At 71.1% G+C, this 25,240-nt stretch carries 21 protein-coding genes and 1 pseudogene; 16 read left to right on the top strand and 6 right to left on the bottom strand.

Features of this window, described 5'->3' with window-relative positions:
* Together CRP55_RS53785 and CRP55_RS50535 are read left to right on the top strand one after the other, a co-directional pair.
* A pseudogene (locus tag CRP55_RS53785) lies at positions 1-359 on the top strand (methyl-accepting chemotaxis protein); the annotation flags it as partial.
* 26 nt (positions 360-385) lie between these two features.
* Complete coding sequence (locus CRP55_RS50535) at positions 386-970, top strand: class I SAM-dependent methyltransferase (protein ID WP_097329271.1); 585 nt, start codon at positions 386-388, stop codon at positions 968-970.
* Between the two features lie 69 nt (positions 971-1,039).
* Here CRP55_RS50535 and CRP55_RS50540 read toward each other — a convergent pair whose 3' ends face one another.
* From CRP55_RS50540 to CRP55_RS50555, 4 genes are all read right to left on the bottom strand, one after another.
* Positions 1,040-2,140: an alpha/beta fold hydrolase gene (locus tag CRP55_RS50540; RefSeq protein WP_097329272.1), complete on the bottom strand. Its 1,101-nt coding sequence runs from the start codon at positions 2,138-2,140 to the stop codon at positions 1,040-1,042.
* Between the two features lie 86 nt (positions 2,141-2,226).
* Positions 2,227-3,411, bottom strand: a complete 1,185-nt coding sequence (locus CRP55_RS50545; protein WP_097329273.1) for a serine hydrolase domain-containing protein — start codon at positions 3,409-3,411, stop codon at positions 2,227-2,229.
* Complete coding sequence (locus CRP55_RS50550) at positions 3,408-4,280, bottom strand: hypothetical protein (RefSeq protein WP_097329274.1); 873 nt, start codon at positions 4,278-4,280, stop codon at positions 3,408-3,410. The genes CRP55_RS50545 and CRP55_RS50550 overlap by 4 nt, the downstream gene beginning before the upstream one ends.
* 116 nt (positions 4,281-4,396) lie before the next feature.
* A complete protein-coding gene (locus CRP55_RS50555) occupies positions 4,397-5,269 on the bottom strand; it encodes a class I SAM-dependent methyltransferase (RefSeq protein WP_097329275.1) in 873 nt (290 codons plus the stop codon).
* 82 nt (positions 5,270-5,351) lie between these two features.
* Here CRP55_RS50555 and CRP55_RS50560 point away from each other — a divergent pair, with 82 nt between their 5' ends.
* Positions 5,352-6,308 carry an alpha/beta fold hydrolase gene (locus CRP55_RS50560; protein ID WP_097329276.1) on the top strand — a complete coding sequence of 319 codons (957 nt, stop codon included), beginning with the start codon at positions 5,352-5,354 and terminating at the stop codon, positions 6,306-6,308.
* Between the two features lie 103 nt (positions 6,309-6,411).
* Here CRP55_RS50560 and CRP55_RS50565 read toward each other — a convergent pair whose 3' ends face one another.
* Positions 6,412-7,053 (bottom strand): isochorismatase family protein, encoded by a 642-nt coding sequence (locus CRP55_RS50565; protein ID WP_097329277.1) that lies wholly within the window; start codon positions 7,051-7,053, stop codon positions 6,412-6,414.
* Positions 7,054-7,142: 89 nt separating this feature from the next.
* On the opposite strand from CRP55_RS50565, the gene CRP55_RS50570 reads away from it, so the two are divergent.
* The 3 genes from CRP55_RS50570 (at position 7,143) to CRP55_RS50580 (ending at position 10,504) form a co-directional block, all read left to right on the top strand.
* Positions 7,143-8,030 carry a hydroxymethylglutaryl-CoA lyase gene (locus CRP55_RS50570; RefSeq protein ID WP_097329278.1) on the top strand — a complete coding sequence of 296 codons (888 nt, stop codon included), beginning with the start codon at positions 7,143-7,145 and terminating at the stop codon, positions 8,028-8,030.
* A 132-nt stretch (positions 8,031-8,162) separates the two neighbouring features.
* Entirely contained in the window at positions 8,163-9,668 is a 1,506-nt protein-coding gene (locus CRP55_RS50575) for a class I adenylate-forming enzyme family protein (protein ID WP_097329279.1), read from the top strand.
* Complete coding sequence (locus tag CRP55_RS50580) at positions 9,665-10,504, top strand: DUF4437 domain-containing protein (RefSeq protein WP_179855714.1); 840 nt, start codon at positions 9,665-9,667, stop codon at positions 10,502-10,504. The genes CRP55_RS50575 and CRP55_RS50580 overlap by 4 nt, the downstream gene beginning before the upstream one ends.
* A 35-nt stretch (positions 10,505-10,539) precedes the next feature.
* Here the strand turns inward: CRP55_RS50580 and CRP55_RS50585 are convergent, their stop codons facing one another.
* Positions 10,540-11,964 carry a dihydroorotase gene (locus CRP55_RS50585; protein ID WP_097329281.1) on the bottom strand — a complete coding sequence of 475 codons (1,425 nt, stop codon included), beginning with the start codon at positions 11,962-11,964 and terminating at the stop codon, positions 10,540-10,542.
* A gap of 74 nt (positions 11,965-12,038) precedes the next feature.
* On the opposite strand from CRP55_RS50585, the gene CRP55_RS50590 reads away from it, so the two are divergent.
* The 10 genes from CRP55_RS50590 (at position 12,039) to CRP55_RS50635 (ending at position 24,842) form a co-directional block, all read left to right on the top strand.
* Positions 12,039-13,211, top strand: a complete 1,173-nt coding sequence (locus tag CRP55_RS50590) for a CaiB/BaiF CoA transferase family protein (protein ID WP_097329282.1) — start codon at positions 12,039-12,041, stop codon at positions 13,209-13,211.
* 1 nt (position 13,212) lies between these two features.
* Positions 13,213-13,980 (top strand): cyclase family protein, encoded by a 768-nt coding sequence (locus CRP55_RS50595; protein ID WP_218855212.1) that lies wholly within the window; start codon positions 13,213-13,215, stop codon positions 13,978-13,980.
* Positions 13,977-15,389, top strand: a complete 1,413-nt coding sequence (locus CRP55_RS50600; protein ID WP_097329283.1) for an MmgE/PrpD family protein — start codon at positions 13,977-13,979, stop codon at positions 15,387-15,389. The genes CRP55_RS50595 and CRP55_RS50600 overlap by 4 nt, the downstream gene beginning before the upstream one ends.
* A gap of 132 nt (positions 15,390-15,521) precedes the next feature.
* A complete protein-coding gene (locus CRP55_RS50605) occupies positions 15,522-17,144 on the top strand; it encodes a WxL domain-containing protein (RefSeq protein WP_143235552.1) in 1,623 nt (540 codons plus the stop codon).
* Positions 17,145-17,202: 58 nt separating this feature from the next.
* Positions 17,203-18,174: a WxL protein peptidoglycan domain-containing protein gene (locus CRP55_RS50610; protein ID WP_097329285.1), complete on the top strand. Its 972-nt coding sequence runs from the start codon at positions 17,203-17,205 to the stop codon at positions 18,172-18,174.
* Positions 18,171-19,220, top strand: coding sequence for a hypothetical protein (locus tag CRP55_RS50615; protein WP_143235554.1), 1,050 nt, complete (start codon positions 18,171-18,173; stop codon positions 19,218-19,220). The genes CRP55_RS50610 and CRP55_RS50615 overlap by 4 nt, the downstream gene beginning before the upstream one ends.
* Positions 19,217-20,506 (top strand): type 1 periplasmic-binding domain-containing protein, encoded by a 1,290-nt coding sequence (locus CRP55_RS50620; RefSeq protein ID WP_097329287.1) that lies wholly within the window; start codon positions 19,217-19,219, stop codon positions 20,504-20,506. The genes CRP55_RS50615 and CRP55_RS50620 overlap by 4 nt, the downstream gene beginning before the upstream one ends.
* A complete protein-coding gene (locus CRP55_RS50625; protein WP_097329288.1) occupies positions 20,496-21,224 on the top strand; it encodes an ABC transporter ATP-binding protein in 729 nt (242 codons plus the stop codon). Before CRP55_RS50620 ends, CRP55_RS50625 begins: the two co-directional genes overlap by 11 nt.
* Positions 21,221-24,133: an ABC transporter permease subunit gene (locus CRP55_RS50630; protein WP_097329289.1), complete on the top strand. Its 2,913-nt coding sequence runs from the start codon at positions 21,221-21,223 to the stop codon at positions 24,131-24,133. The genes CRP55_RS50625 and CRP55_RS50630 overlap by 4 nt, the downstream gene beginning before the upstream one ends.
* A gap of 1 nt (position 24,134) precedes the next feature.
* The gene (locus CRP55_RS50635) at positions 24,135-24,842 is read left to right on the top strand and encodes a neocarzinostatin apoprotein domain-containing protein (RefSeq protein ID WP_097329290.1); all 708 of its coding nucleotides are present in this window, start codon (positions 24,135-24,137) and stop codon (positions 24,840-24,842) included.
* Positions 24,843-25,240 lie beyond the last annotated feature (398 nt).

Raw genomic sequence — 25,240 nt, forward strand, 5'->3', positions numbered from 1 at the left:
TGGCCCAGGAGACCGAGAGCGCCACCGAGAACATCACCACGATGGTGCAGAGCATCCAGCAGGACACCGCCGCCGCGGCCGCCGCCGTCGGCCAGATCGTCGAGGTGACCGGCCGCTTCGGCGCCTTCCAGGCCACGGTGGCCGCGGCCGTCGAGCAGCAGACCGCCGCCACCGACGAGATGAGCCGCGACATAGCCCAGTCCACCGCCAGCTCAGCCGACATCGCCGAGGCCATCGCCACCATCTCGTCCGGCGCCACCAGTACCAGCGACGGCGTCCTCGACATCAAGGCGGCGACCCAGGAGCTGTCGGGCCTGAGCAACGACCTGCGCGTCCTGGTCGGCCAGTTCAAGGTGTGACAGGAGCGCCGATTACGGTCGTGGGCATGGTGAACGCTCGATACGACGCGGTGGCCGAGTTCTACGACGCTGGGTTCTCCGACCTGGACGACCCTGTGCTGCGGGCGCTGCTACGGCTGGCCGGGCCGGTCGATGGCCTGCGCGTTCTCGACCTGGCCTGCGGTCATGGACGCGTGTCGCGCGAGCTGGCGGGTCTCGGCGCGCACGTGACCGGAGTCGACCTGTCGTCGGCGCTGCTGGCGAAGGCGCGGGCGGCGGGACCGCCGTCGATTCGCTACGTGCACGCGAACGCGGCCGACATGGACGAGCTGCCGGACGGGTCGTTCGAGGCGGTGGTCTGCAACTTCGGGCTCTCCGACATCGACGATCTGGGCGGGGCGCTGGCCGAGGTCGGCCGGGTCCTGCGGGCCACCCTGCGCCGGCAGGTCGGAGCCAACCATCGGACGCTTTCCACGTACGTCGATGAGCTGTCCCGCAACGGCCTGTGGCTCGCCGCCATGAGCGAGCCGCCCGCACCGGAGAGCTGGAAGAGCGACCCGGTCCGCCGCGAGGCCGCCCGCCTGCCGGTCTTCCTGGTGGCGCGGTGCGTCAGGCGGAGCAGGGAGATCTAGGCCCGGCGGTGGCACCCCGGGCGGGGGACATTCGCCCGGGGTGCCGCCATGGTGGGGTGGGCGAGTGGGTCAGGCGAAGCGGGCCGCGATCCAGTCGGCGACCAGTGTGGTGCTCTGGAAGACGGCGCCGTCGTGGGTGGCGCCGTCGAGTTCGGTGTACGTGACCGGCTGGCTGTAGGCGCCGAGCTGGGACCGCAGCGGGCCGGAGGTGAAGATGTACGGGACGGCCTCGTCGGCTGTGCCCTGCACCAGGAGGACCGGGGCGCTCGTGGCGGTCTGGCCGGGGTTCAGGTAGCGGGCCAGCTTGGTGACGACCGCGTCCGGCAGGGCGCCGCCGACGAGCAGTTGCTCGGCGGTCAGCGGGGCGAAGGCGTCGAGGATCTGGTAGAGGCAGCCGGACTGGAGCACCGACACTTTCTCGCGGGCGGGCGGCGCGAGAAGGGTGTTCGGGTTGACGCTCGCGTCAACGGTCTGCAGGCCGTAGAGGCCCATCACCAGGTAGCCCTGACCGGCCGTGCCGGGGATCACCGGGGCGAACAGGTCGGCGTTGGAGACGGGGGCGATGGCCGCGGTGCCGCGGAGCACCAGCGGGCTGTCGTACGAGGGGGCGATCTGGTTGACGAACAGGGCGCCCTGTCCGCCCTGCGAGTGCCCGTCCACGACGTACTGCGTGGTCAGCGCGGTGTCGAGGCGCCGGGCGGCCTTGACGCTGTCGATGATGGAACGGGCCTCGCTGTTGCCGATCAGGTAGGGGTGGGAGGTGGGGGTGCCGAGTCCGGGATAGTCGGGCGCGGCCACCGTCCAGCCGCGCCGGAGCAGCTCGGCGATCGCGGCGCGGGCCTCGGGCCAGAAGACGGACTGGCTGGCCGAGGGGGAGCACTGGTCGGCCAGGCCGGTGGTGCCGTGACCCCAGGCCACCGTCTTGTTGTTCTTACCGGTCTTGGGGGTGAGAACGAGCCCGGTCGCGGTGATGACGCCGCCGTTCACATTGGTCGTCACATAGGAGATTCGCTTTCCGGTGGCCAGCGGGGAAAGCTCGGCCGGAAGGGTGGCCGTGGCGTTGGTGAGAACGGTTCCGGCCAATACCGCGGCGTTCGCCGGTGCGGATAACAGGGAGACGCCGAGAATGATGGTGGCCGCGAGGGCCAGCCGTCTCAGGGCAGGGTGCATCGTTCTTTCCTTTCGATTGTAAAAAAACGGCATGACGAGCTCCGGGCCGCAAGGGGTGCGGCCCGGAAAGCTTGGAAAGGGAATTGCTAGCGCGTTATCGCGAAATGGTCGGCGACGCGGCGCAGGGCGGCGACGGTCTCCCGGTCGCGGCTCTCGTCGTCCTGCGTCGGCCAGGCACTGCATTTCACGATGACCACGTCGGCGGTGGGGTCGACGTAGAGGTACTGCCCGTGGACGCCGAGGGCCGTGAAGGCCTGGAAACACTCGGTTCCCAGCGTCCACCACTGGTTGGCGTATCCGTAGTGGTCGTAGCCGGAGGGGCCCAGCGCACCCACGGCGAGCTGCGGTTCCTCGGAGCCGCGGCTGCGGCGCACCCAGTCGCGGGGCACGACCTGGCGGCCGTTGGCGAGACCGTCGTCGACCATCAGCTGCCCGAGGCGGGCCAGGTCGCGGGCGGTGGCGTTGAACGAGCCGGCGCCGATCGCGGTGCGCGGACGGGCCCGGGTCAGCCAGTAGTACGCGTCCCGGTCGGCGCCCAGGTGACGCCAGAGGCGCTCCTCGGCGTACGCCGCGATGCTCTTGCCCGTCGCCGCCTCCAGCACCCAGCCGAGAATCTGCGCGTCGAACGTCGAGTAATTGAAGCTCTCACCGGCTGGCGTGCGCCGTTCGGCCGCGCGGACCACGGTGGCGACATCGCCGCCGCCCATGACCGCCTGTTCGAATTTCTTGATGCCGCTGTCGGCGACTTCCCACGTTTCCAGGTCGCCGACGCCGCTGCTCATGTCGAGCAGGTCGGCGAGCGTGTTCTCCTCGTACGCCGTACCGATGAAATCGGGCCGATAATCGGTGACCCGGTCTTTGATGCTGCCGATGACGCCGTCGTTCAGCGCTATTCCGATCAGCAGCGAGGTCACCGATTTCGAGATCGAGAACAACTGCATGCGGGTACGGGGGCCGGCGAAGGCGCCCGGATAGGTCTCGTGCACGATTGCGCCGTGGTGCAGCACGACGAAGGCGGTGGTGAAGGTGCGCCGGTGCAGGTCGGCGAGGCTGTAGTCCTCGTCCTCGAAGCGGTACGTCAGGTCGAGTGGATGCGGGTCGAGCGGCAGCGGCGACCGGAACGGGCCGCGGGCCACCCGCTCGGTCGGCATCAGCCAGTTCATGTGGGTGAAGGTCCACTCGTTGAACGGCCTGCGCATGATCAGATCGCCCTGGCGGCCCCACCAGGAGGGTTCGCGCGCGGCCGCGGCCGGCTCGGTGGTGCTGGTCATCTCGGCTCCCCGTCGTCAGGTCCGCCCTCGAACAATTCACGGAGGGTGAGCCCGGATGGTTCATCGGCCGGTTCGAGGTAGCTGCTCATGATGCCGAGAATCGCCATACCCAACAGGTTGTCCTCCACGACCCCCGCTCCGGGATCACCCATGTGGCGGACAGCGAACCCTTCGAGGACCGCGGCGATGATGTTGGTGAACTGCTCGATGGTGATCCCCTTGCGCAGCTGTAGGCCCCGCGAGGAGATCGTGGTGTCGTAGATCTTCATCCACGGCTCGAGCGCGCCGCGGTAGTTGTTCGCGATGGCCGTGTGGATGCCGTCGTTGCGGTCGGCCGTGGCCACCATGATCAATTGCAGCCGGAACAGGGGCATCCGGCAGATCGTCATGAGCTCCTGGTACGCCGAGCGGTAGACCGCGTCGACGAAGCTGTCCTCCTCGACCAGCCAGTCGCCGCGGGTCTCCATCTCGGCCCCGTACTGCGGGTCGTAGCTGGCCGCGTGCAGCAGGAAGGTCAGCAGGTCGTTCAGGTAGTCGTCGTGGCTGGCCCAGGTCGATCGGTACGGCCCGGCGCCTTTCTGCCGCAGGAACGGCGGATCGAGCTCGGCCACCTCACGTGACAGGGCACGCTCGGTCAGAAAGCTCAGCCCCGACCAGTACTGCTTACGGCCGTCCCCGTTGGGCGTGACCCGCTCGCCGGCGCCGAGATTGCGCTCGACCAGGTTCGATCCCGCCTTGAGGTAGGACGCGACCTTGAGCGAGTTCACCAGCGCGGCCCGGGTGGACTCGCGTACGCCCTTGACCCGGGTGACGATTCCCGAAAAATCCAGACAGTATGGGTAGGGAAGATCCTTCTTTCCGTACGTCATAGAAGTGATTCTGTCGTGGATTCGCGTTCCATCAAGTACGCGTGTGCGTAGTACTCGGAGGCTAGGCCTTCAGCCGATTTCGAATGGTGAAATCGTGGCATTGGGTAACCGAGCCATCACGCATTGAGTTCTTTCGCTGCGCGGAGGTACGCCACGGCGATCGTCCGCCGCACCGGATCGCCCTCCCGGGCCGTCATCGCAGCGTCCAGCCGCTCGCGTTCGGCCGGCGTGAGCGCCGCCTCGATCGCCTCGCCGTACGTCGGCGCGAGCGGATTGGGCGCTGTCCTTTTCAAACCCTCCCAATCCGTGAACGGTTCGCCCGGCGCCTCGATCTGGGCTCGGTAATCGAGCTCGATCGCGCCGAATCCGGTGCTGTGGGCCCAATCCAGCAGATCGCGCTCGTCGAAGCCGATGAGCACGTTGTCGTCCGACGCGGTGCGGAACCGGTTGACCACCTTGGTCAGCAGGTCGTCGACCTCGGGCGCGCGGGGCGTGCCGAACAGCTGATCGGGACGGTGCTCGGCCGAGAACCGGTTGATCGGCTCGAAGATCGACAGGCGGCCGCCGGGGCGCAGCACCCGGAAGAACTCGGCGAAGGCCTCCGCCCTCCGCTCGCTGTAAATCAGCACGGATCTGGTGGTGACCACGTCCACCGAGCCGTCCTCTATGGCCGACAAATCGGACGCATCGGCCAGCACGAAGCGGCAACGATCATCCTCGGCGGCCCGGCGACGACATTCGTCCAGCAGATCCTGCGAAATGTCACTGAAGATGACACGCCCGCCCGGCCCCAGCCGCTCGAGGGCGCCGAACGCGATCAGCCCCGTGCCGCAGCCGACGTCGAGCACCACGTCGTCCGGCTCCAGCTCGGCCCGCTCGAGGACGCCGTCCCGGAACGCCTCCAGCCCTGGCGCATGCCGCCCGCGCACCTCCGCCGAGCCCCCGTCACGCCTGGTCAGCAGCCAGCTCGCCCACTTGTCGGTGCTCATCGGCCCACCGTACTTGACAGCCGTCGCATCGAGGTCCGCTAATGGAAACGCCGTTTCGTAGAGCGTGACAAATGGAGGTTTCGTGAAACGCTTCCTCGCTGCTCTGGCCCTCACCGGTACCCTGCTCGCGGCCACCCCCGCGCAGGCCGCCCCCACGTACACCCAGGTCAGCACCACTGTCGACGTCCCCTGCTGGGTCTTCACCTATCACCCGGCGGCCGACTGGTACTTCCCGTCCGGCACCCCCAAGGCGCTCGTCTATCTGCAACACGGTTTCAGTCGCTCCAACGGCAACGTCCAAGACCTGGCGACCAGGTACGCGGCCGCGGGCTTCCTGGTCTTCGCGCCCACCCTGCCTTCGGCCGACATCTACGGCTGCACGGTCAACAACATCGGCAACAACACGTCGTTCCTCAACAACGTCGCCACCTGGCTCGGCGACGCCGCCAACCCCAATGGCAACCTGGCCCGGAGCTATGCCGCCGCGGCGGCGACGGCCGGCCGTGCGGGCACGGCACTGCCGTCCACATACGTGATCGCCGGCCACTCGGCCGGCGGCGAGGCCGCGGCCTATGTCGCCAACCGCCTGCGCACGACGCACGCGAGCGCTTTCGCCAAGCTCAGATACCTGCAACTGCTCGACCCGGTGAAGTCGCCCATCGGCAACAACCTCCCGTCCGCGATCAGCGGCCTGGCCACGACTGCCTTGCCGATCTCCGCCATTTCGTCGCCCCCGTACCTGGCCAACAGCAACGCCAGCGGCACGGTGGCGCTGACCGAGGGCTTGAACCGTCCGTTCCTGGGCGTGCGCCTGACGACCGGAAGCCATTGCGACGCCGAGGGCGCCAGCACCGACGGCCTGTGCACCGTGCTGAACGGCACTTCCCGGCCCGCCAACGTCGCCGCCTTGCAGACCTTCGCCGTCGCCTGGGCCAACGACGCGATCGCCGGCTCCACGACCGCCACCTATTACCCGGGCGGCTCCTACTACCAGAACCTGCTGACCACCGGCGTCATCCAGACCCTCAGCGGCACCTGACCCACACGGCCCGCCCTCCCTCGGGGGCCCCCGCCTCCACCATTATCCGGGCATTACAAGATCAGGTGGGGGCCCTGTGGACAGACGGCGCTGTGGACAACCGTCACTCAGTTCGCGAGCGGAGAGCGAGCTCACCAAGCGCCTCGTCGAGGGCTATCACGTCCGCGTATTTGGCGTTGAGGTCGAACAGGTTGGACTCGTGCGGGCCGGGGTCCCGATCCGCGCAGGCCTCTCGGACGACCATCGGGCGGAAACCGTTCTGCAGGGCGTCGAGGGCCGAGGCCCGTACGCAACCGCTCGTGGAAAAACCGCCGATGACCAGCGTGTCCACGCCGTTCGAGGCGAGCCAGGCCGCCAGTGACGTGCCGGCGAAGGCGCTCGCGTAATGCTTGACCACCACCAACTCGGCCGGCGCGGGGGACAGCGGCGGCGCGAACGACGCGAGCGGGCTGCCGTCGGCGAAGACCGAGAGCGCCGGCACCTTGGCCGCGAACAGCGGCGCCTCGGCGCACGACGCGTCGGCGAAGTGCACGCGCGTCCAGACGACCGGCAGGCCCGCCGAGCGCGCCGTCGACGCGAGCGACAGCATCGCCGTGGCCGCGTCCTGGCCCGACTTCAAGTAGAGCGGCGACTCGGCCGCGGTGTAGGCGAGCGCGGGGTCCACCAGCAGCACGGCCGGGCGAACACCCCAGCCGAGGCGCCGGGCGAAACCGGCGGCGGCATAGTCTCGATCGAGATCCGGCATTCCTCAGGCTATCCCTTCCAGGCGCCACCCTACACTCGCGAAACAGCGTTTCGCCAGATGAAACAGCGAGACGGAACAGGGGATCGAAGATGGAGATCATCGAGGTGGGCCCGCGCGACGGCCTGCAGAACGAGAAGCGTGTGCTGTCGACGGAGACCAAAACCGATTTTGTCCGCCGGGCGATCGGCGCCGGCGTTCGCCGCCTCGAGGTGGCCGCCTTCGCCCGCCCCGACCGCGTCCCGCAGATGGCCGATGCCGAGGCCGTCCTCGAGTCGGTTCCGCGCTCCGGCGGTGTTCGCTACATCGCTCTGGTGCTCAACGCCCGCGGTCTCGACCGCGCCCTGGCTCTCACCCACCGCCCGCATGAGATCAACTACGTGGTGGTCGCCACCGACGAGTTCTCTCGGCGCAACCAGGGCGTCCCCACGATGGAGTCCCTCGCCGGCTTCCGCGCCGTCGCCGCCCGTGCCCGCGCCGAGGGCTTCGGCGTCACCCTCACGGTCGCGGCCGCCTTCGGCTGCCCTTTCTCGGGCGAGGTCACCCCTGATCGCGTACGGGAGGTGGTCGCGGCTGCCGGCGACGACCTCGACGAGCTCTGCCTGGCCGACACCATCGGCGTCGGCGTTCCCCGGCAGGTGACTGCCCTGGCCGCCGCCGTCCGGGAAGTGTCCTCGGCTCCGCTTCGGGCGCATTTCCACAACACCCGCAACACCGGCTACGCCAACGCGATCGCCGCCGCGACGGCCGGTTTCCAGGCCCTCGACGCCAGCCTCGGCGGCATCGGCGGCTGCCCGTTCGCCCCCGCCGCCACCGGAAACATCGCCACCGAAGACCTCGCCTATCTCCTCAACCGCAGCGGCGACCCCACCGGCGTCGACGTGACCGCCGCCGCGGCCGTGGGCACGTGGATCGGCGAACAGCTGGGTCTCCCGGTCGTCCCCGCCCAACTCGGGCGGGCGGGAGACTTCCCGGCCTGAGCCGCCGGGCCGGCCCCTCCGCGCCGCCCGCGCCGCCCTCGTCCCTTGCGCCGTTCTCGCCCCGGTTGCCCGCGCGGGCCGGCTGGCAGGACCTCTCTTGCGCCGGAAGGGAAACGGTGTTTCCATTCTGGCATGTTGCGGGCCGGTGGTGCGGATCTGACGATCGCTGGTGGGGTGCGCGAGTTCGGACGGGCCACTCCGGCCGCGATCGCGGTGATCGACGGTGATCGGCGGCTGACCTATGCGGCCCTCGACGAGCGGTCCTCCCGGGTCGCCAACACCCTTCTCGCCCACGGACTCACGGCCGGCGAGCGGGTGGCCCTGCTGAGCGGCAACCGCCTCGAATACCCCGAGATCGCCGCGGGCATCGCCAAGGCCGGCCTCGTGCTCGTGCCGGTCAACCCGCGGCTGACCGCCCCGGAGACCGAGTTCATCCTGCGGCACTCGGGCGCCCGCGCCCTCATCGCCGACCAGGCCCTCTCCGGCGCCGTGCCGGACAAGGCCGCCGAGCACGTCGTTTCCCTCGGGGGCGACGCCCTCGGCCCCGAGTACGAGCGCCTGCTCGCCGAGGCGCCCGCCACCGACCCGTGGATCGCGGTCGACGAGCGTGACCCGTTCTGCATCGCCTACACCGCGGGGACGACCGGTGACCCCAAGGGCGTCCTCGTCTCCCACCGCTCGCGGTGCCTCACCTTTTACGCCACCGCCCTCGAGTGGGGTCTCGGCCCGGGCCGCCGCACCATCGCCGTCGCGCCCATGTATCACGGCGCCGGCTTCGCCTTCGCCTACGCGGCCGTCTACTGCGGCGCCACCGTCAGCATGCTGCGCTCCTTCAGCCCCGACGGCCTGCTCGACCAGATCGACCGCGAGGGCGCCCAATCCGTCTTCCTCGTGCCCACGCACGCCCAGTTGATCAAAGCTTCCCGGGGAACGGTCCCGAGACTGCCGACCCTGGACACGCTCTACTTCAACGCCGCCGCGCTGCCGAAGGTCCTCAAGGAGTGGGTCTTCGAGGCCTTCCCCGGCGCCGGGATCCACGAGCTCTACGGCTCGACCGAGGCCGGCGTCATCAGCAACCTGCGCCCACCTGATGCCCGCCGCAAGGCCGGCACCGTCGGCCACCCGTGGTTCGCCACTCAGGTGCGCATCGTCGGGCCCGGCGGCCACCCCGTCGCCCCGGGCGAGCCGGGGGAGTTGTACAGCCGCTCCCCGTACCTGATGAACGGCTACCACGACAACCCGGAGGCGACCGCCGCCTGCACCACCGACGACGGCTTCCTCACCTCCGGCGACATCGTGGTCGCCGACGACGAGGGCTTCCTCTCCATCGTGGACCGGGTCAAGGACGTCATCATCACCGGCGGCGTGAACGTCTACCCGCGCGACGTCGAGGAGGCCCTGCTGACCCACGGCGCGGTCGCGGAGGCCGCGGTGGTCGGTGAGCCGGACGAGCAGTGGGGCGAGCGCGTGGTGGCGTACCTGGTCTGCCGTGAGCAGGTGGAGGGCGGGGCGCTGGAGACGCACCTGCGGTCCCGTCTGGCCGGCTACAAGGTGCCCAAGCGGTTCCGATTCGTCGCGGCGCTGCCCCGCAACGCCGCCGGCAAGGTGTTGAAACGCGAGCTGAGGAGCGCACCGTGAGGGCACACGTGGAACTGATCCACGAGGACGACTACATCTTCCATACGGGCGAGCTTCCGTACGGGGAAGGGAAGATCTTCGAACGCCGTCTGTCGACCGACGAGGAGGACGGATCGTCCTCGCTGGCGTTGCACGCGGCCGGCGATTGGGGCCGGGGGCCGGGCGTGCCGCACGCGGACACGGAGTTCTACGTCGTGTCGGGTTCGGTGACGTACGGCGGTGTGGAACTCGGGCCCGGCGGCTATGTGCAGGTGCCCAAGGGCGTACGGATGGACTGGCTCAAGGTTCGTGAGGGCTCGCGCGTGCTGCACTGGCGCGAGTACGGCGACTGCGGCTTCGACCCCGGCGCCCGCGCCACCGAGGAGGGCGAGGTGACCGTCGTCGACGCCGAGAGGCAGGAATGGGTGGCGGCGCCGACGATCGGGCCCCTCACGCCGCTCTACATCAAACTGCTGCACCGCGATCCGAAGACCGGCTTCTACACCCGCCTGATCCGGGCGCCGAAGGGCTGGACCGACCACCGCCTCGCGCATCACCCGTGCTACGAGGAGTTCTACACGCTGAGCGGCCGGATGGCGTACAACTTCGGCGACATCGACGAGGGCACGTACTGCTTCCGCCCGGCCGGGGTGAAGCACGGCCACTTCGTCGCCGAGACCGACATCGACTGGATCATCCGGTCCGACGGCGAGCTCGTGAACTGGTACACCACCGAAGAGTGGATCAAATGGGGTGGCCACGCCGAGAACTACGACGAGCACAGCCACGCGCCCGTCGTCTCCACGTTGCCGGTCCGCTCGCGCTCGCGGGGGCCTTGGAGCGGCGACGGCATGTAGGCGAAAGGCCGGCGGCCGCAAGGCCGCCGGCTTCGTCATCGGGCCAGATAGCTGCCGCGCGCTTCACCGATCACATTTCCTTGGGTGTACGCGACCTGGCCGCGCAGCACTGTCGCCACGGGCCAGCCCCACACCTTGCGTCCCTCGAACGGGCAATGGTCCTGCCCGGACAGCAGAAGCTCGGCCGTGACCTCCTGCTCCAACTCCGGATCGACCACGGTGAGGTCGGCGTCGTAGCCGACCAGCAGGTTGCCCTTGCGCCCGTCGAGCCCGTAGGCCCGGGCGGGGTTGCCGGAGACCAGCTCGGCCACCCGGCGGGCGGTGAGGCCGCGCTTGTGCATGCCCTCGCTGAGCAGGATCGGGTAGAGCAGGGCGGTGCCGCCGAAGCCGGGCAGGGCCGGCCAGAGCGCGTCGCCCTTGGACTCCTCGAGGCAGCAGGCGTGGTCGGAGGCGACCCAGTCGACGGTCCCGTCGAGCACGCCGTCCCACAAGGCCGCGTTGTCGGCGGCCGAGCGGATCGGCGGGTTCACCTTGCCGCCGAGGCTGTGCCGGGCGTCCAGCTCGTCGTGGTTGAGGCACAGGTGGTGCAGCGTGACCTCGAGCCGCGCGTCCAGCGCCGTTCGCGCCTCCCTCGCCGCGGCCAGCGCCTCGCCGGAGGACAGGTGCAGCAGGTTGACCGGGCAGCCGGTGGCCCTCGCCAGGGTGGTCGCCTCGCCGATCGCGACCCGTTCGGTCAGCGGCGGCCGCGCGTCGGAGTAGGCGCGCAGCGTCTGCGGATCGCCGCCGGCCCGTACCCGGTCGATGAAGAGCCGCATCAGCTCGGCCTGTTCGCAGTGCAGCGACAGGGAGACCCGGCGCGCGGTGGCGGCGTCGGCCGCCGCGACCGCCTCCATGAGCTGGTAGAGGTGGCCCAGGTCGTACTCGTCGCTCATCGTGAACGCCTTGGCGTCGCGCGAGTCGGCGGCGAGGTTGAAGCCCTTGTAGAACATGTAGTACTTGAACGAGCTGACGCCGTGCCCGTCGACCAGCTCGGGGATCTCCCGCACCTGCCCGGTGTCCATCGGCGCGAGGTGGAAGCCGTAGTCGGTCCAGGCCTTGCCGCCGACCGCCGCGAGCACCTCGGGCAGGATCTCGCCGTACGGCCCGGTCTTGTTGAGATAGTGCTGGCCGGTCCGGAAGTACGACAGGACCGTGGTGGCCCCGCCGACCAGCGACGAGCGGGTCTCCTCGGCCGCGTCGACCTCGAGCGGGCGGTAGATGCCGAGGTGGAAGTGGGCGTCCACCGCGCCCGGGAAGACGAGCTTGCCCTCCGCGTCGAGCACCTCGTCGCCCTCGGCGGCCGCGATGTCGTCGGCGATCGCGGCCACCCGGCCGTCCTTGGTGGCCAGGTCCGCGCGGATCTCGCCCAGGTAGGGCAGGACGAGCGTCCCTCCGCGGACCACCAGTTCGTAGCGGCTCATCCGAACCTCCTGACGGTGTTTCGCACACTGTAACGAGGTTTCCGTAAGCGGAACAGGGCGGTTAGGGTGGCGCCATGACACCGCTGGACGGCGTCCGCGTCGTGGACGCGTCGACGCTCTTCGCCGGGCCCCTCGCGGCCACGATTTTGGGCGACTACGGCGCCGACGTCATCAAGGTGGAGCATCCGGCCAAGGGCGATCCCGCGCGCGGGCACGGCCCGGCCAAGGACGGCGTGCCGCTGTGGTGGACGATGCTCGGCCGCAACAAGCGCACCATTACGCTCGACCTTTCGCGCGGCGCCGAGGTGTTCCGGCGGCTCCTCGCCGGGGCCGACGTGCTCATCGAGAACTTCCGGCCCGGCACGCTGGAGCGCTGGGGCCTCGACCCGGCCTCACTGGGCTCCCAACTGGTCGTCGCCCGCGTCACGACGTACGGGCAATTCGGCCCCTATGCCTCCCGCCCCGGATTCGGCACCCTGGCCGAGGCGATGAGCGGCTTCGCGGCCATCACCGGCGAGCCGGACGGGCCGCCCACCCTGCCGCCGTTCGGGCTGGCCGACGGCGTCGCCGCGCTGACCTGCGCCCAGGCGGTGATGACGGCGCTGTATCACCGCGACGTCCACGGCGGCGGCGGGCAGGTGATCGACCTGGCCATCGCCGAGCCGATGCTGACCGTGCTCGGCATGCAGGCGATGGTCTACGACCAGCTCGGCGTGGTGCAGCGGCGCACCGGCAACCGGTCGGTCAACAACGCGCCCCGCAACACCTACCGCACCGCCGACGGCCGTTGGGTCGCCGTCTCCACGAGCGCGCAGGCCATCGCCGAGCGGGTGCTGCGCCTGGTCGGGCGGCCCGACTTGATAGATGAACCGTGGTTCGCCACGGGCGTCGGCCGGGCCGCGCACGCCGACGAGCTCGACGAGGCGGTCGGGTCCTGGATCGCCGCCCGTGACCTCGCCACCGTCACGGCCGCCTTTCACGAGGCGCAGGCCGCGGTCGCGCCCATCTACGACATCGCCGACGTCTTCGCCGATCCGCAGTTCCAGGCCCGTGACTCGGTGACCACGGCCGAGGATCCGGTGCTGGGGCCGGTACGGATGCCGGCGCCGCTCTACCGGCTCTCGCGCACCCCCGGCCGCATCGCGTGGACCGGGCGCCCGCGCGGCGCCGACACCGACCAGGTGCTCGGGAGCCTGGGATACGGCGAGGACGAGCTACGGAAACTGCGCGACGAGGGGGTTGTCTGACGTGAAGGTCTTCGATCTGGCCCAGCCCATGCGCCGGGGCATGCCGCAGTCGCCGAACCATCCCGCCTATCAGCACGCGCTGGTGCGGCGGCACGGCGACCACGTGCGGGCCGGCGGCGGCTCGGCCGCCAACGACATCGTGGTGCTCGGCACCCACGTGGGCACGCACGTGGACGCGCTGGCCCACGTGTCGCAGGACGGACTGCTGCACGGCGGGGTGGTGGCGGCCGACGTGCAGTCCGACGCGGGGTTCTCGCGCTTGGGCATCGACGAGTTCACCCCGTACGTGGGAAGGGGTCTGTTCCTGGATGTCGCGGCCGTGCACGGGGTGCCGGTCCTGCCCGCGGGCTACGAGGTGACGGTGGCCGACTTGGTCGCGGCGGCGGGCGGCCTCGAGATCAACCCGGGAGACGCCGTCCTGGTCGGCACCGGCTGGTCGCGGCTGTTCGACGACGGGCCGGCCTTCGTCGGCGGCACCTACGGCGTGCCCGGCGTGGGGGTGGACGCGGCGCGCTGGCTGGCCGCCCGGGAGATCGCCGTCACCGGCGGGGAGACCATCGCGTACGAGCGGATCGCGCCCCGCGTCGGCCACGCCTCCCTGCCGGTGCATCGGATCCTGCTCGTGGAGGAGGGCATCAACATCGTGGAGACGATGCTTCTGCATCCCCTCGCCGACGCGGGCGTGAAGGAGTTCCAGCTCATCCTGGCGCCGCTGCGGCTGGTCGGTGCGACCGGTTCCCCGGTACGCCCGCTGGCGGTCCTGCCGTGACACTGGCCGCTTCGCTGGGGGAGTTCGCGGCCGGGGTCACGCTGCCACCGGCCGTCCGCGCGGACGTGCCGGGACGGATTCTCGACGTTCTCGGAAACGCGCTCGCCGCGTACGCCGATCCGGAAGCCGACGCCGCGCCGGCCACCCTGGCCGCGGCCCGCCGTTGGGGCGGCGCCGCGGAAGCCACCGTGTTCGGCTCCGGCGACCGCTTGCCCGCTCCCGCGGCGGCTCTGGTCAACGGCACACTGTCCCACTCGCTCGACTACGACGACACGCACCTGCCGTCCGTGCTGCACCCGAGCGCCTCCGTGGTGCCGGCCGCGCTCGCCGCCGCCGGCTCCGGCTCCGGAGATCTGCTGGCCGCGATCGCGGCCGGGATCGAGGTGACCAACCGGCTCGGCATGGCCGGGTGTGATCCGGCGACCGGCGCCAACCTGTACTTCGAGCGCGGCCAGCACGCCACCTCGATCTGCGGCACGATCGGCGCCGCCGTGGCCGCCGGGCGCCTGTTCGGGCTCGACGCGGCCGGCATCGCCCACGCCATCGGCATCGCCGCGTCCATGGGCGCGGGCGTGCTGGAGGCCAACCGCACCGGCGGCTCGGTCAAGCGCGCCCACTGCGGCTGGGCCGCCCATTCCGGGGTGGTGGCCGCGACCCTGGCCGCCGAGGGGCTCACCGGGCCGCCGACCGTGCTGGAGGGGCGCTTCGGCTTCTTCGCGGCCCACACGGGGGCCTTCGACGCCGCCGCGGTCACCGAGGGCCTCGGCGACCGGTGGGAGCTGCTGCGCACGGTCTACAAGCCGTATCCGGCCAACCACTTCACCCATCCCGGCATCGACTGCGCTCTGGCCCTGCGAGCCGCCGGTCTCGATGCCTCCGATGCGGACGCGATCGAGCTCGGGGTGGCCGAGCCGGTCCTGCGGACCATCGCCGAGCCGCCCGAGGAGAAGGCGCGGCCGCGCTCGGGTTACCACGCGAAGTTCTCCGGCCCGTACACGATCGCGGTCGCGCTGACCGGCGGTGGCGGCCTGGGCGCGGGGCTCGACGACTTCGTCACGCTCGATCCGGTACGCCTCGCGCTCGCGGCCAAGGTGCGGGTGTGCGCCGACGCCCGGGCGACGTCCTTGTTCCCGCGCGCGTTCGCGGCCGTGCTCACCGTGCGCACTCGCGGCGGAGCGGTGCTCCGCCACCGCGTCGACGGGTCGCGCGGTGGTCCCGTCCGTCCGCTGACCCCGGGTGAGCTGGCCGCCAAGTTCGCCGACAACGCCGGCCGCCTCCTGCCGGCCGGCCGGGTGGCCGCGCTGTCCGCCGCCGTTTCCCGTCTGAGCGAGGGCGGCGCTGTGTCCGACCTGTTTCAGTTTGGGGAAACGCTGTATCGCAGAGCGGAAAAAGCCCGGTCGGACGCTTGACACACCTTCGCGGCGGCGGATTAATAGGTTCACGCAAAAGGAAAACGCTGTTTCCTCTAGGGAAACGCGAAGGGTCTCCGATGCGTACCGCGCGCTAGTACCCACCTTTGACAGAGGGGACGCGGCACCACGATGAGACATTCACTGAGGGCGGCCATCGGGGTCGGGTTGGTGACGGCGCTGGTCGCCGTGGCCGGACCCGCCTCCGCGTACGGGCCGGCCGCCAACTCCCTCGGCTGCCGGATCTACTTCAGCGACACCGGGAGCGGCAGCTCCCCGACGACCTGGAGCGACACGTTCGGCCTGACACAGACCCCGGCCACGCCGAAACCGGGCCAGACCGTCACCGTCACGTTCACGGCGGCGACCGGCTCCAACAACGGACCGGTCCCGCTGACCGCGGGCTCCGTGCCGGTCTCGGTCAGCGTCAAGATCGCCGGTAACCAGATCGGCACCCTGACCCTGAGCCAGCCCAACTATCCGGCCACCGCGGTCGCCGCCTCGGCGCCGCTCGGGCCGATCAGCGCCACCGGCACCTTCGTGGCCGGCCCGGCGGGAGCGGGCACGCTCACCGTGGCCCAGGTGAAGTTCGCCAACGCCACGGCGGCGACCTACTGCTCCAACGCCGGCGACCGCGACCACAAGGCGGCGCCCCAGGACACCACTGTCGTGCAGAGTTTCACGGTGTTCGAAGGCGGCGCGACGGTCACCTCGGTCGAGGGCCAGACCGGCACGGGCGCCGCCCGCGCCGGCAACACCATCAACTACTCGGTCACCGGGCTCGCCGCGAACGCCACGCTCACGGCGACGCTGAAGGACAGCTCCGGTGGCGGCACGGGCGAGGGCAACGGCACCGGCACCACCGGCGCGAACGGCGCCGGCACCGGAACGATCGCGGTGCCCACCGGCGCCACGACCGGCAGCCGCACGGTCTCCATCACCGACGGCACCAACACCGTCACCGTACCCATCACCATCCTCGGCACGCCGGGCATCACCATCACCCCCGCGGGCGGCGGCGCCGGAACGGCCGTCTCCGTGAAGGGCTCCGACTGGAACCCCGGCAGCACCATCGCCATCCGGGGCTACAAGGCACTCGCCGGCGCTCCGCCGCCGCCCGCGACCTCGGACGCGGCGGTCTCCGCCACGGCCACGGCCACCGGCGGCTTCACGGCCTCGTTCACGGTCAACGACACCACGACCGCCTCCATCGGCGCGGTGTCGGGGAGCACGTTCGCGCTGGCGCCGTGGGCGGCCTCGGCCGACGGGTGCTCCGGCTCCGGCTGTGCCCTGACGTACGAGCTGTCCCAGACGGTCACCGGCGGAGCGCTGTCGATGTCCCGCGGCACGGGCAGCAGCACCATCGTGTTCACCGGGGTCACGCTCAACGGCTCGGCCCAGGCGGCGACGGCGAAACTGCCGATCGTCAACGTGACCGACCACCGGGGCAGCACGCTCGGCTGGAGCGTCACCGCCACGGTCACCGACTTCGCCGGTGTGCCGGGCGGCACGATCGGAAAGAGCGCGCTGAGCTGGACACCGGCCTGCGTCGACCACCCCGGGGCGACCAACGCGGTCGCCGCGGTGGCCGGTAGCGCCGGCGAGCTCAAGGACGGCGCCACGCTGTGCGCGGCGCCCAGCGCGGCCGCCGGCACCGGCGGCTCGTTCGACGCCTCGGCCGATCTGTCCCTGGCGGTTCCCGCGAACCAGCTCGCGGGCGCCTACACGGCAACGCTCACCGTCACGCTGAGCTGAGTCCGGGTGTGGGGGCGGCCACCACCGCCCCCACCCTTCCGCCCTTCGAGGAGGTCCCGTGCGGATTCGTGCGCTCGTCGCCGGCGCCGCCGTCGCTCTCGCCCTGCTTCCGGCCGCCCCCGCCCGGGCCGCGGGCAACGGCGAGTGGCCGGTCACCCCGACCCCCGCGGCCAAGGCCGGGCCGACGCCGCGCCTCTACTTCTTCCTCGACGCGACCGCCGGGCAGATGGTCAAGGAATCGGTGCGGGTGCAGAACCTCACCAAGACACCGAAGTCGTTCTTCATCTTCGGGGCCGACGCCTACAACACCGTGCGGGACGGCGGTTTCGCCCTGCGCACGCGGGAGCAGAAGCAGACCGGTCTCGGCTCGTGGGTCACCACGACGGCGACACGGGTGACTGTGCCCGGCGGTTCCCAGGCCGACATCCCGTTCACCATCGCCGTGCCGAAGAACGCCTCGCCGGGCGACCACGTCGGCGGGATCGTGGCGCTGGAGACCTCGCCCGGCGCGACGGCTCTGGCCAGTGGCGCCAATGTGAAGATCCAGCGGGCCGTCGCCGCCCGGGTCTACCTGCGGGTCGCGGGAACGGTCGTGCCGGGGCTCGCCGTGCCGTCGCTGAGCATGGACGTCGGCACGCCCTGGCTGCCGCGCACCACCGGCGGCGAGCTGACGTACCACGTGGCGAACATCGGCAACATCCACCTCGTGCCGCAGGCCACCGTCAGCGCCTCCGGCCTGTTCGGGCACGCCGTCTCCCTGAAGGGCTCGGCGCCGGCCGGTGACTTCGTGCCGGGAGCCGCGGGGGAGTTCACGATGCGGGCCGGTGGGATCTGGCCCGTCGACATCGTCTCCACGTCGGTGGCCCTCCGGGCGGACGGCGGTGTGTACGCCCGTCGCACCGATCGCACGTTCGTGGTCTCGTACACCGGAATCGCGCTCCTGACAGCTCTCGGCGTGGCCACCGGATGGTGGGTGCGGCGGCGCCGGCGCAGCCGGGTGCCGCGACTGCGCGGACTGGTCGCCGAATGAGGCGCCTGTCTTCCCTTCTCGTCATCGCGCTGATCCTTCTTCCCACTCCGGCCCACGCCGATGGACGGGCCGTGCAGCTCGGCGCCGGCGAGGCGAAAGCCGGTGACACGATGCGGGTGACCGGATCCGGTTGGCCGGCCGGGCAGCTCATCCAGCTCGTCACCTGCGGCGAGGGCGGCCTGAGCGGCTCGGTGGCCTGCGACAACCGGGCGGCACTGGCCACACCCGTACGGCCGAACGGCACCTTCGTGGTCGACCTCCAGATCGGCGATCCGCCCCGGGCCTGCCCGTGCGTGGTGCACGCGGCACTCGTCGAGGGACGGTCCGGTCAGGTCGTGAACGAGCCGCTGACCATCACCGGGCACCCGGTGGGGCCGCTGCCGTCCTCGGGCGCGCCGCCGCGCGTGCTCGAGGTGCAGGACGCGCGGATCTCGCGAGGCTCGTTCGCGTCCTGGTTCGGCTGGCCGGACAAGCTGACGATGACCTACACCGTGCGCAACCCGACCGTCTCGACGCTGGCCAACGCCACCGTGCGAGCGCGGATGCTCCAGGGCGGCGACGACAACGTGTTCCTCCAGGAGAACATCTCCGACCTCGGGCCCGGGCAGAGCCGGACGTTTCTGGTCACGGTCGCGATTCCGGTCGCGGCTTTCGGCCGGTACGGGGTCAGCGCCGACGTCAGCGGACTGGCCGAGGCGAGGGTGCATCACGACGCGTACCCCTGGGGACTGTTCGCGGTCAACGCGATCGGGCTGCTGCTGATCGCCTGGGGACTGCTGCACCGCTATCGCCGGCGGAGCGAGCCGGCCCTGATCGATCCCTCACAGCCGGCGCTCCCGGCGGTCGTGCGGGTCGGCAGCCTCGGCGCGTTCCTGGTCTTCGACGACGCGCCCGGATCGGGGCGGCTGCGGCGGCTCGCGGCCGGGCAGCTCAGCACGGACGGACTGCGGACCCTGCTCGGCACCTCGCCGGGGCGCGGCGGCTCGGTGGTCGACCTGGACGCGCTCGACCGTGTGATGAGACGTCGCTACAAGGAGGAACGGTGACGGCGCTTCGGCAGCGGTGGCCGGTGCTGGCCCGGGCCCTGGCCCTCTTTCTGGTCGGCGTGATCGCGTACACCGGATGCGACGCGTTGATGCCCGGGGCGACCGGCGAGGCGGGGCGGCCCGTCCCCGGGGTCACCGACGACTCGGTGAAGGTGGTGTTCATCGGGACCGACCTCGGCAAGACCGCGTCGCTGACCGGCTTCAAGGACCCCGGCACGGGCGACGCTCGAGCACAGGTGGCGGCGCTCGAGGCGTACATCAACAAACGCGGGGGAATCGCCGGGCGCGAGATGGAGGCGGTTTACCGCCCTTACGAGGCGAGCAACGACTCGCCGGCGGCCGAGACGACGCTGTGCAGCCGGATAACGCAGGACGACCGGGCGTACGCCGTGGTGCTCACCGGACAGCTGCAATCGAACGCGCGCCCCTGCTACGCGCAGCGCGGCACCGTGATGCTCGACGCCACCCTCATCGCCAACGACAAGGCGACGTTCACTTCCTTGGCGCCGTACCTCTGGACCGGATCCTTCCCGGAATACGACGCGTTCGCCGTGTCCTTCATGGCGGTGCTCGAGCGGGAGGGCTTCTTCGCCGAGCGGGACAAGGCCGGCATCGTCGCGGCCGACACCCCGGCCAACCAGGCGGTCTACCGCGATGTCGTGACTCCGGCCCTGACGAAGCTCGGCGTCACGGGAACGGTGTCGTGGATCGACACGACCGACCTCGGAACGCTGAACACCGGCCTCAACCAGGCGGCGGTGAACTTCCGCGGCAAGCAGATCGACCGGGTCTTCTTCCTCGGCGGGGCACGGATCGCGCCCTTCTTCATGACGAGCGCCGCCGCGCAGAACTTCACCGCCCGCTACGGAGTGTCCACCTTCGACAACCCGAGCTTCATGGTGAACAACCCGGCGACCATCCCGCCCGCGGCGCTGAAGGGAATGGTGGGCGTGGGCTTCGCGCCCGCGTACGACGTGCCGGACAGCGTGCTGCCGTTCCCGTCGACGGAGGCCGAGAAGACCTGCCTGTCGATTTTCGAGGCGGCCGGCATCAAGTTCGCGAAGCGGGAGAACGCCCGTGTGGCGTTCACCTACTGCGACGCGGCGCTGCTGCTCCAGACGGCCCCGCCCGGGCAGAAGCTCGACACCGCCGCCTTCGAGACGGCCACCGGCTTCGGTGCCGAGACCGGCACATCGCTCTTCGCGGCGGGCACCGGCTACCGGGTGCTCAAGTACGCGGGAACCAACTTCACGTACGAGGGGCCGGTGAGACCTCTTGGCGAGTGAGCTGCTCTCCGTCGAGGAACTGGCCGGCGGCTACGGAGCCATCCAGGTGCTGTTCGGGGTCGACCTGACGGTGGCGCCGGGCGAGACCGTGGCGCTCTGCGGCCCGAACGGGGTCGGCAAATCGACCCTCGTGCGGATGCTGGCCGGGCTCAGCCGGCCCAGCGCGGGGCGAGTCCGGCTGTGCGGCCGCGACGTGACCGGCGTGCCCGGGGCCAAGCGGGTCCGGCTCGGCATGTCCACGGTCATCGGGCAGCAGGCGTTCGGCTCGCTGTCGGTGCGGGACAACCTGCTCATGCACGCCTACGCCCGCCGGCGCGGCGAGGAGCCGGCCGCCACGTCGGTCGACGGGGCCCTGGCCGTCTTCCCCCGGCTGGCGGCGCGGGCCCGGCAACCGGCATCGACGCTCTCGGGCGGCGAGCGGCAGATGCTCGTGCTGGCCAAGACCCTCATCCAGCGGCCTCGGCTGCTGGTCATCGACGAGTTCTCGCTCGGGCTGGCCCCGGTCGTCGTGGGCGGGCTGCTCGAACTGGTGCGGCGGCTCGCGGCGGTCGGGGTGGGAACGCTGCTGATCGAGCAGTCGGTGAACGTGGCGATGTCGGTCGCCGACCGGCTGCTCTTCATGGAGCACGGGCGGATCATCGCCACGCACACACCGGCCGAGCTGCGCGCGGCGCCCGACCTGGCCCGGCGCCTGGTGCTGGGAGGTCATGCCGCGTGAGCCTCGCCGGGTTCGACGTCGGGCTCGACCGCATCGCGGTCGGGCTGTTCACGGGCATGGCCTACGGACTGCTGGCCGTCGGGCTCGTCCTCGTCTACCGGTCGAGCCGGTTCATCAACTTCGCGCACGGCGCCATCGGTGTCTTCGGGGCGGCCGTCCTGGCCCGGCTCGCGACCGGAGTCCCGTACTGGCTGGCGTTCCCCCTCGCGATCGCCGTGGCCGGCCTGCTGGCGGCCGGGACCGAGGCAGTGGTGGTACGGCGGCTGGCGGGACGCCCCCGCGTCATCGGCATGATCGCGACGCTGGGGCTGGCCCAGTTCATCCTCGTGATGGCGCTGCTCGTCTCCCGGGACAGCTTCTCCGGCGCCACCTATCCGAAGCCGCCGGGACTCCCGTCGTTCCATATCGGGACGACCGCTGTGGGCTCGTCCTTGACCGCGATGTTGCTGCTCACCCCCGTACTCCTCGGAAGCCTGGGGTTGTTCCTCAACCGGACCCGTTTCGGGATCGCCATCAGGGCCGCGGCCGACCACCCGGACGCGGCAACCATCAACGGGGTGGCCGCGCCGAGGATGGCCGGTCTGGCCTGGGCCGTGGCCGGGGGAGTGGCGGCCTTCTCGGCCATCCTGCTGACGCCGACCCAGGGCGTGCAGTCCATCGACTCGCTGGGGCCGGAACTGCTGCTGCGCGGCCTGGCCGGAGCGGTGATCGCGCGGATGGCGTCGCTGCCGATCGCCTTCGTGGCCTCGCTCGGAGTCGGGGTGCTGGAGCAGATCCTGCTGTCGGGGCAGACGCGCGGGTTCGTGGACGTGGTCCTCGGGGTGGCCATCCTCATCGCGCTGCTCCGCCAGCGCTCGCCGGGGCGTCGAGCCGTCGAAGTGGGGTGGACGCGGTCGCCGGCGTCAGCCCCGTCGCGCCTCGGACTGGTCGCGCCGGCGCTGGGCGGCGTCGGTCTCGCCTACGTCGTGAGCAATGCGACGGCGTCGGTGCTCACCGAGATCTGCGGGTACGCCCTGGTCGGGATGTCGGTGATCCTCGTGACCGGCGTCGCGGGGGAGCTGTCGCTGGGACAGTTCGCCTTCGCGGGCATCGGGGCCGCGGTCTCGGTCCGGGTGGCCGCGGCCTCGGGGAACCTGTTCCTGGGAATCCTGGCCGGATGCGCGGCGGGGGCGCTGGCGGCGGTCCTCGTGGGGATACCGGCGCTGCGGCTGCGCGGGGTGGCGCTGGGGGTGACGACGCTGGCGTTCGCGCTCGCCACGAGCGGCTGGCTCCTGCGCCAGCCGTGGCTGCTGGGGGACGGCGTCACCACGCCGTATCCGGTCTGGCGGGGATACATCGTCAGCGTCGCCACCGACTACTACCTGTTCGCGCTCCTCCTGCTGGGCGTCGGATGGTGGGTCACGGCGCGGCTGCGCGCCGGGGGCTTCGGGCGGCTGCTGCTGGCGTTGCGGGACAACGAGGAGGCGGCGCGGGCGCTGACGGTCGCGGCGCCACTGCGCAAACTTCAGGCGTACGCGGTCTGCGGCGCCCTGGCGGCACTGGGTGGGGTGGTCATCGGGTTCGGCCAGCCGCAGCTGAGCGTCAACAGCTTCCCGGCCTCGGCCAGCATCGACGCGGTGGCCATCGCGGTGGTGGGCGGGATGGCGCGCAACGGGGGAGCACTGCTCGGCTCGATCGTCATCGTCGGCATTCCGGCGCTGGTGCCGCTCGGCATCCCGGGCCAGGCCCTCCTGACACTCGGCTGGCTGCTGGTCGTCCTGCTGCTGCCCGACGGCCTGGGCGGCGTGCTGTCCGGAGCGCTGCACCGGTTCACCGGCTGGCTCCGCCGAGTGGTCGCCACCACCGCCGGCGCCGGCCGCCCCCGCATCGCCCGGCTCACCGACCTGATGGACGGCCCCGACGCATCACCCGCGCCCACCTCCCTTCCCGCCTCCCCGCCTGCTCTCCCTTCTGTTGCCGCCGCTTCCCCCTCTTTGGCCGCGTCCCCTTCCCTCTCTTTGGCCGCGTCTCCTTCCCCCTCTTTGGCCGCGTCTCCTTCCCCCTCTTTGGCCGCGTCTCCTTCCCCCTCCTTGGCCGCCTCGCCTTCCTCCCCTGCGGCCGCTTTGCCGGCGGGGCCCCTCTTGCGGGTGGCGGGGGTGCGTCGGTCGTTCGGCGGAGTCAGGGCGGTCGACCAGGCCACCCTCGAGGTTGCCGAGGGCGAGATCGTCGGCATCATCGGCCCGAACGGCGCGGGCAAGACAACCCTGTTCGAGATCCTGGCCGGCTTCACGGCCGTCGACGCCGGCACGGTGCATTACCGCGGCCGCGCCATCACCGGCTGGACCCCGGAGCGGCGCGCCCGAGCCGGACTCGTCCGGTCGTTCCAAGACGCGAGGCTGTTCCCCGCCATGACCGTACGGGAAACAGCAATGGTCGCCGCCGAGCGTGAGTTCCCCACTCGGCTCGCCGCCGACGTCCTGGGTCCGCCCGAAGCCGCACACGCCCGCCTGGCCTCAGCCGACCGGGCCCTGGCCGCCATGGACCTGGCCCATCTGGCCGACCGGCCCGTCGGCGAGCTTTCCACCGGCACCCGGCGCCTGGCCGAGATTTGCTGCCTGCTCGCCCTCGAACCCCGCCTGCTCCTGCTCGACGAGCCGTCCTCCGGCCTCACCCAGGCCGACGGCGCCGCCCTCGGCGACCTGCTGCTGCGGATCCGCTCCGAGCTCGGCATCACAGTGCTGGTCATCGAGCACGACCTGCCCCTGCTGTCCCGGGTCGCCGACCGGCTCATCGCCATGGACGCCGGCCGTGTCATCGCTGACGGGCGACCGGACGAGGTCCGCGCCCACCCCGACGTCGTCCTGTCCTATCTCGGCACCGACGAGGCCGCCGTGGCCCGCTCCGGCGCCCCACCATTGGAGGTTCCCTGACATGGTCCGCCGCTCCTTGGCCCTTGCGGCCGCCGCCGGCATCGCGATGACCGCGACCGTGGTCCTCGTCGACGCGTCACCCGCCCTCGCCGCGCCCACCCTGAAGGTCTCCAAGACGACCGGGCTCAAGGACGGCGAGCAGGTCACCGTCTCCGGCACGGGCTTCACCAAGAACCTGCAACAGATAGCCATCGGCCAGTGCATCAAGGACGTGAAGGGGCCGGCCGACTGCAACCTGTCGGGAGGGTCGCAGTTCACCAACGCCGACGGTACGGGGAAGACACCCACCCTGACGTTGAAGATGTCCAAGTCCTTCGGCGGGCACGACTGCGCGAAGGTGGCCTGCGTCATCGCCGCGCAGATCCTGCCGAGCTCCGCCCCCGAGGAGACGGTCAACGCCAACCGGGCGGCTGTCGCCATCACGTTCACCACCGGGGGCGGGACCGCCACCAAGGCGCCGACCCCCACCGCGACTACGAAGTCCCCGTCCGCCGGCAGCACCACCACCTCGTCGTCCGCGTCCTCCTCGACCACCGCGGCCGGTGGGACAGGGGGAGACGGCAGCACCAGCGGGGACGCCCTGGCCAAGACCGGCCCCGGCCTCGAGTGGGCCACGGTGGTCCTGATCGGCGGCGGCCTCCTGCTGCCGGGGCTGGGCTTGATCGCCGTCCTCCCGGCGCGGCGGCGCCGCATGGCTTCCTTCCACTGAGATCGGTCTTGGACACGGTTCAGGGCTGTGGGCCCGTCTTTGCGCGGGGACGGTCCCACAGCCCCGATCCGGGCCGGCGCGCCCTTCCGGACCCGGATTTGGCGTTGCGGGGATCAAGGAGTAATGTTTTCCGAGCCGCCAGGGAGACGGGCGAGCGAGCGGGAACCTCTCGGGGCCCGGCGCGGCCGTCCTGACGGAAATCATGAAATCCGGCTCTAGTCGGTTCGTGGTGCCCGGAAGTTTTCGGAAACGCCAATTTGGCGGGACGGGAAACGGCGGGTAAAGTAATGCAGGCAAGCGCGCCGGAGCAGTTAAGCCGGGATGCGGTTGTTCTTTGAGAACTCAACAGGGTGCTTGATAAGCCAGTGCCAATTAAGTAATACCCCGGCCGGCGTCTT

Origin of the sequence: Paractinoplanes atraurantiacus (assembly GCF_900215205.1) — a bacterium.
Taxonomy (GTDB): Bacteria; Actinomycetota; Actinomycetes; order Mycobacteriales; family Micromonosporaceae; genus Actinoplanes; species Actinoplanes atraurantiacus.

Bases quoted from the DNA above. Each gene is read 5' to 3' on its own strand.
- CRP55_RS50605 (WP_143235552.1), top strand. From the start codon at position 15,522: ATGAGACATTCACTGAGGGCGGCCATCGGGGTCGGGTTGGTGACGGCG.
- CRP55_RS50565 (WP_097329277.1), bottom strand. From the start codon at position 7,053: ATGCCGGATCTCGATCGAGACTATGCCGCCGCCGGTTTCGCCCGGCGC.
- CRP55_RS50585 (WP_097329281.1), bottom strand. From the start codon at position 11,964: ATGAGCCGCTACGAACTGGTGGTCCGCGGAGGGACGCTCGTCCTGCCC.
- CRP55_RS50540 (WP_097329272.1), bottom strand. From the start codon at position 2,140: ATGCACCCTGCCCTGAGACGGCTGGCCCTCGCGGCCACCATCATTCTC.
- CRP55_RS50615 (WP_143235554.1), top strand. From the start codon at position 18,171: ATGAGGCGCCTGTCTTCCCTTCTCGTCATCGCGCTGATCCTTCTTCCC.
- CRP55_RS50555 (WP_097329275.1), bottom strand. From the start codon at position 5,269: ATGAGCACCGACAAGTGGGCGAGCTGGCTGCTGACCAGGCGTGACGGG.
- CRP55_RS50590 (WP_097329282.1), top strand. From the start codon at position 12,039: ATGACACCGCTGGACGGCGTCCGCGTCGTGGACGCGTCGACGCTCTTC.
- CRP55_RS50570 (WP_097329278.1), top strand. From the start codon at position 7,143: ATGGAGATCATCGAGGTGGGCCCGCGCGACGGCCTGCAGAACGAGAAG.
- CRP55_RS50635 (WP_097329290.1), top strand. From the start codon at position 24,135: ATGGTCCGCCGCTCCTTGGCCCTTGCGGCCGCCGCCGGCATCGCGATG.
- CRP55_RS50545 (WP_097329273.1), bottom strand. From the start codon at position 3,411: ATGACCAGCACCACCGAGCCGGCCGCGGCCGCGCGCGAACCCTCCTGG.
- CRP55_RS50550 (WP_097329274.1), bottom strand. From the start codon at position 4,280: ATGACGTACGGAAAGAAGGATCTTCCCTACCCATACTGTCTGGATTTT.
- CRP55_RS50535 (WP_097329271.1), top strand. From the start codon at position 386: ATGGTGAACGCTCGATACGACGCGGTGGCCGAGTTCTACGACGCTGGG.
- CRP55_RS50575 (WP_097329279.1), top strand. From the start codon at position 8,163: ATGTTGCGGGCCGGTGGTGCGGATCTGACGATCGCTGGTGGGGTGCGC.